Source organism: Streptomyces sp. NPDC043867 (assembly GCF_056435845.1).
In genome coordinates this window covers 225,872-229,916 of the sequence record NZ_JBWKDS010000010.1, presented here as the reverse complement: position 1 = coordinate 229,916, position 4,045 = coordinate 225,872, and the positions used below count along the sequence as shown (strand labels likewise).

The 4,045-nt window shown below is 76.3% G+C and carries 3 protein-coding genes; all 3 read left to right on the top strand.

From position 1 onward, the window contains the following. Positions 1–260 precede the first annotated feature (260 nt). The 3 genes from AC069T_RS13240 to AC069T_RS13230 all read left to right on the top strand — a co-directional run bounded on the left by AC069T_RS13240 (position 261) and on the right by AC069T_RS13230 (position 3,894). Positions 261–1,946 (top strand): AMP-binding protein, encoded by a 1,686-nt coding sequence (locus tag AC069T_RS13240; protein ID WP_478782819.1) that lies wholly within the window; start codon positions 261–263, stop codon positions 1,944–1,946. Between the two features lie 71 nt (positions 1,947–2,017). Then, entirely contained in the window at positions 2,018–3,256 is a 1,239-nt protein-coding gene (locus AC069T_RS13235) for a sensor histidine kinase (RefSeq protein ID WP_478782818.1), read from the top strand. Next, positions 3,241–3,894, top strand: coding sequence for a response regulator transcription factor (locus AC069T_RS13230; RefSeq protein ID WP_478782817.1), 654 nt, complete (start codon positions 3,241–3,243; stop codon positions 3,892–3,894). Before AC069T_RS13235 ends, AC069T_RS13230 begins: the two co-directional genes overlap by 16 nt. Positions 3,895–4,045 lie beyond the last annotated feature (151 nt).

Sequence of the window (4,045 nt, the reverse complement as noted above, 5' to 3'; positions counted from 1 at the left end):
CCCCTCCCCCCCCCCCCCCCCCCCCCCCCCCCCCCCCCCCCCCCCCCCCCCCCCCCCCCCCCCCCCCCCCCCCCCCCCCCCCCCCCCCCCCCCCCACGACGTGGTGTCCGGGGGGCCGCGGTTCCGGGCACTCCCTGAGCGGATCACCCGGGCGGGACGCGTAGGTTCCCCGCACGCCGCCGACGCGACCGTGCCCTCGCTCCCTCCGCGGTCGTCGCGGCCATCGCCATCTGACGACACGTCAGTTATGGTGCGCTGCCATGGGGTCCATGGGGCGTACCGTCGCGGAACTCGTGGGGGACCGGTGGGACGACCACCGGCCGGGACTGTGGTTCGAGGGCCGCGTGCTCAGTCACCACCAGGTGGCCGCGGGCGCGGCGGCGCGGGCGGCTCTGCTGGCCGAACTGCTGCCGCCGGGCGCGGAACCCCACGTGGGCGTCCTGCTCGACAACACCCCGGAGTACCCGCTGTGGCTGAGCGCGGCCGCCCTCGCCCGGGCCGCCCTCGCCGGGATCAACCCCACACGGCGCGGCCCCGAACTGGCCCGCGACATCCGCCACACCGACTGCCGCGTGCTGATCACCGAGCGCGCGCACCTGCCCCTGCTCGACGGCCTCGAACTCCCGGGCGTACGCGTCCTGGTGAGCGACACCGACGCGTACTCAGCCCTGCTCGCCCCGTACGAGGGCGCCGGGCCCGACGCCTCCTCGGCCACCCCCGCCGACCGCCTCCTCCTCTACTTCACCTCCGGTTCGACCGGCGCCCCCAAGGCCGCGGTCTGCACCCAGGGGCGCCTGGCGGCCGCCGGCCGGTCACTGGCCGACCACTTCGCGGTGGGCCGGGACGACGTCCACTACATCTGCATGCCGATGTTCCACGGCAACGCGGTGATCGCCGACTGGGCGCCCGCCCTCGCGGCCGGCGCCTGCGTCGCACTGCGCCGGCGCTTCTCCGCCTCCGCGTTCCTCACCGACGTACGGGCCTGCGGAGCCACCTACTTCACCTATGTCGGACGGGCCGTGCAGTACCTCCTGGCGACCCCGGCCCGTCCCGACGACCGCGACAACCCGCTGCGCCTCGGCTTCGGTACGGAGGCGGGCGCCGTCGACGCGGCGGCCTTCGAACGCCGCTTCGGCGTACGGCTCGTGGAGGGCTACGGCTCCTCGGAGGGCGGCGCGGCGATCCGGCGGACCCCCGGGACGCCGCCCGGCGCCGTCGGGCGGGCGGCACCCGGCGACGACCTCGCGGTGGTCGACCCCCGCACCCGCGAGGAGTGCCCGGCGGCCCGGTTCGCCGACGACGGGCGGCTGCTCAACGGGGAAGCGGCGATAGGGGAGTTGGTGAACCGCGGCCCCAACCCCTTCGAGGGGTACTGGCGCAACCCCGACGCGGACCGGGCCCGGCGGCACGACGGCTGGTACTGGACGGGTGACCTCTTCTACCGCGACGCGGACGGCTACCTGTACTTCGCGGGCCGCACCGACGACCGGCTGCGCGTCGACAGCGAGAACCTGGCCGCCGCGATGATCGAGAACATCCTCGCCCGGTACGCGGACGCCGCCGCCGTCGCGGTCCACGCGGTGCCGGACCCGGTCGCGGGCGACCAGGTGATGGCGACGCTCGCCCTGCGCCACGGCGCCGCCTCCTTCGACCCGTCCGCCTTCGCCGCGTTCCTGCTCGCCCAGCCGGACCTCGGCACCAAGATGACCCCCCGCTTCGTCCGGGCCGTGGACCGGATGCCGGTCACCGCCACCAGCAAGATCCATCGGGCGGCGCTGCGGCGCGAGGGCTTCCGGTGCCAGGACCCCGTCTGGTGGCGGCCGCCGGGGGAGCGCGCCTACCGCCGGCTGCGGGAGCCGGACGTGCAGCGGCTGGAGGCGGAGTACCGGGCCCGCGGCCGGGAGGAACTGCTGCGCGGGCAGACGCCCGGGCCACAGCAAGGGTAGGTCTGGCCCCACCCCCGGTACGCCCGCTGCGCGTATGGTCCCCGGCGCGCGGCGCCGCCTACCGTGGGCCCATGACCAGCAGCCTTCACCGGGGCGCCATACGCGCGTTCGCCTATCTCGTCACCGGTGTGATGATCGGCGTACCGCTCCTCGTGGGCCTGCTGGTGCTCGCCGTCACGGGCGTCGCGCTCACCCCCCTGCTCGTGGGCCTGCCCCTGCTGGTGCTGCTCGCGCTGTCCGGCGTGCCCGTCGGAATCCTGGAGCGCCGGCGGCTGCGCCTGGTCGACCCGGCGCCCGTACTCCCGCCGGGCCGCGCGAGCCCGCACCGCACCCCCGACGAGCCCGGCCTCGCCGCCTGGGCCCGGCTGCGGCTGACCGAGCCGGCGACCTGGCGCGAACTGGCGTACACCGTCCTGTTCGCGCTCGTCCTGTGGCCGCTCGACCTGCTCGTCCTGACCGGCGCGGTCGTCCTCCCCGGGGCCGTGGCCGGGGCGCCGGTGCAGCTCGCGCTCGCCGGCGGGGACACCCGCGTCGCCAAACTGTGGCTGATCGACGGGTACGGCCCGGCGGCCGTCTGCGCCGTCACCGGCGCCGTACTCCTGCTGCTCCTGCTGTGGCCCCTCGGCCGGTACGCGCGGGCCCGCGCCGACCTCGCCCGGCTGCTGCTCGCCCCGCGCGAGGCGGAGCGCCGGCTGGCGGAGGTGACCCGGTCACGGGCCCGGCTGGTCGACGCCTTCGAGGCGGAGCGCCGCCGGATCGAACGGGACCTGCACGACGGCGCGCAGCAGCGGCTGGTGGCACTGAGCATGAGACTGGGGCTGCTGCGCCTCGACGCGCCCCCGGAGCTGGCCGCCGGCCTCGACGCCGCCCACCACGAGGCGGACCGGGTCCTCGGCGAGCTGCGGGACCTGATCCACGGCATCCATCCGCAGGTGCTCGCCGACTACGGCCTCGCGGACGCGATCGCCGACGCCGCCGACCGGTCCGCCGTCCCCGTGGAGGTGACGGCCGAACTGCCCCGCTTCGCCGAGGCCGTCGAGTCCGCCGCGTACTTCGCGGTGCGGGAGGCGCTCACGAACGTCGGCCGGCACAGCGGGGCCGTACTGGCCCGCGTCACCGGCCATTACACGCGGGGGCGGCTGCGGGTGGAGGTGCGGGACGACGGACGGGGCGGCGCCGACCCGGCCCGGGGCACCGGTCTCACCGGTCTCGCCGACCGGCTCGCGGTCCTCGGTGGGACACTGACCGTCACGAGCCCGGCCGGCGGGCCGACCGTCCTGAGTCTGGAGATACCGTGCCTGCCGCGCTGAGAGTCGTGCTCGCCGAGGACAGCGTGCTGCTGCGCGAGGGGCTCGTGGGGGTGCTGACCCGGTTCGGGCACGAGGTGGTCGCCGCGGTCGGGGACGCGGACGCCCTGCGGGAGGCGGTGGCGGTCCACGCGCCCCAGCTCGTCGTCACGGACGTACGGATGCCGCCCGGCTTCCAGGACGAGGGGCTGCGCGCGGCCCTGGCACTGCGCGCGGACGATCCGGGGCTGCCGGTCCTGGTGCTCAGCCAGTACGTCCAGCGGGCCTGCGCCGCCGAACTCCTCGACACCGGGGACGGCACCGGCGTCGGCTATCTGCTCAAGGACCGGATCGGTCAGGTCGAGCAGTTCGCGCGGGCGGTGGTGCGGGTCGCGGCCGGCGGCACGGTCGTCGACCCCGAGGTCGTACGGCAGCTCCTGCGGCGGCGGCGCGATCCGCTGGCGGCGCTGACGCCCCGGGAGCGGGAGGTGCTCGGGCTGGTGGCGGAGGGCAGGTCGAACGGGGCGATCGCACGGGAGCTGGTCGTCACCGAGGCCGCCGTGGGCAAGCACATCGGGAACATCCTCACCAAGCTCGGCCTGCCTCCGGCGCAGGACACCCATCGCCGGGTCCTGGCGGTGCTGGCCTACCTCCGGGGCTGACCGGGCGGGGTGGAGCCGCACGCGAAACAGTGAGGGAGGGTTGGGGGGGGGGGGGGGGGGGGGGGAGGCCCCCCCCCCCCCCCCCCCCACCCCGCAAGCGGACACAACACCCAACCACGAAACGACAAGAGGACTCCACCACCCAACCCAC